The 1,564-nt window shown below is 64.4% G+C and carries 3 protein-coding genes; all 3 read left to right on the top strand.

All coding sequences use genetic code 11. The features are described 5' to 3' along the window. Nucleotides 1–451, top strand: a 451-nt coding sequence (locus tag AC1DUU_RS31630) for an SDR family NAD(P)-dependent oxidoreductase (protein ID WP_476787251.1), incomplete at its 5' end; no start/stop codon positions are given. Between the two features lie 228 nt (nucleotides 452–679). Next, nucleotides 680–853, top strand: coding sequence for a hypothetical protein (locus AC1DUU_RS31625; RefSeq protein WP_476787250.1), 174 nt, complete (start codon nucleotides 680–682; stop codon nucleotides 851–853). A 30-nt stretch (nucleotides 854–883) separates the two neighbouring features. Continuing rightward, nucleotides 884–1,495, top strand: coding sequence for a DJ-1/PfpI family protein (locus tag AC1DUU_RS31620; protein ID WP_476787249.1), 612 nt, complete (start codon nucleotides 884–886; stop codon nucleotides 1,493–1,495). The last annotated feature ends 69 nt before the right edge of the window (nucleotides 1,496–1,564 follow it).

Below are 1,564 nucleotides of genomic sequence, written 5' to 3'. Positions count from 1 at the left end.
CCTCAAGGGCGCCTTCCTCGCAGGGCAGGCGGCGGCGCGTTTCATGGTCGACAAGGTCAAGTCGGGTGGCGCGCCCGGTGCCATCATCAATATGTCCTCGATCAACGCGGTTGTCGCCATCGCCGACCAGGTGCCCTATGCCGTGTCCAAGGGCGGCATAACCCAGCTGACAACGGTCATGGCGCTGGGGCTCGCGCCATACGGCATCCGCGTCAACGCCATTGGTCCCGGCTCGATCTCCACCGACATGCTGGCCCGCGCCAAGGCCGATCCGGCGGCGAAGGCCCGCATTCTGTCGCGCACCCCGCTCGGGCGCATCGGCGAGCCCGAGGAGATCGCCGCCATCGCCGCTTTCCTCGCCTCCGACGACGCCAGCTACATCACCGGCCAGACCATTTTCGCCGATGGCGGCCGGCTCGCGCTTAACTACACGGTTCCTTTCAAAGGCTGACCAAGCAGCCGGCTGGGTGTCTTGAGATTCAGGTCAGCCGAGCCGAAAATGGCAGATTCCGAGAACCGGCGCGGAGCGTACATTCAGGTACATGAGCACCGGAAGCGCAGGTATCTGCCAATTGCAGGCCGGCCTCACCTGAATCCCAAGACACCCCAGCCCTCCTGACAGACTGCTGTCAGGAGGGCTGTGCGATACTCCTCCCATTCAAGATAAGGAGGAGCCGTCATGAACACGTTCACGCCTGACATTTTTCGCGCCATCAGGCACTATGCCGGCAAGGTCAGGACCATGCACAATGAGATCCGCACCCAACGCTTCATGAACGCGCTGCCCAACGATATCCGCAAGGACATCGGCTGGCCCGACCGCTTCATGTCGCGCGGCAGCGACCGCAACTGACGCCCAAAAGCCTGACAGAAGGACACACCAATGACCGCCTCCAAAACCATCGGCGTCTTGTTCATCGAAGGCTATGCCGATTGGGAATACGGCCTGCTTGCCGCATCGGCGRTCGAATGGTTCGGCGCGCGTGCTGTCGCGATTTCGCCCCATGCCTCACCGCTGACCTCGATCGCCGGCTTCAGCCTCAGCGCCAAGCGCAGCGCCAATCCGGCGGAAAACCAGGATCTCGACGCTGTCGCGGTCATCGGTTCGGATGGCTGGGCCGACAAAGGCGCCCCCGACGTCTCGCCACTGCTCAAGGCGGTCGCCGCGCGTGGCGGTGTGGTCGGCGGCATCTGCGCCGGCACGCTGGCGCTCGCCCGCTCCGGCCTGTTCGAAGCCGTCAGGCACACCAGCAACGGCCGCGACTGGATCCTTCGCCACGAGCCGGTCTATGCCGGTGTTGCGAGTTACCAGGATGTGCCGCACGCCGTTGCCGACAAGAAGATCGTCTCCGCACCAGGCTCGGCGCCGGGCACCTTCGCGACGGCCTTCCTACAAACGCTATATCCAGAGCAGGGCGACCAGATCGGCGAGATGCGCGCCATGTTCGCGCGCGAGCATGCCATGGTCGCGCGCGGACACGGTGACGCCTCCTGACAATACGCTGTCAGGAGGCCTGTGCGATGATAGGATGAAGAGTTCCGCATGCTCGGCGCAGCCCAGCGC

It is taken from the genome of Aminobacter sp. P4_H6_2 (assembly GCF_056400805.1).
This window is presented reverse-complemented; position numbering and strand designations above follow the sequence as displayed.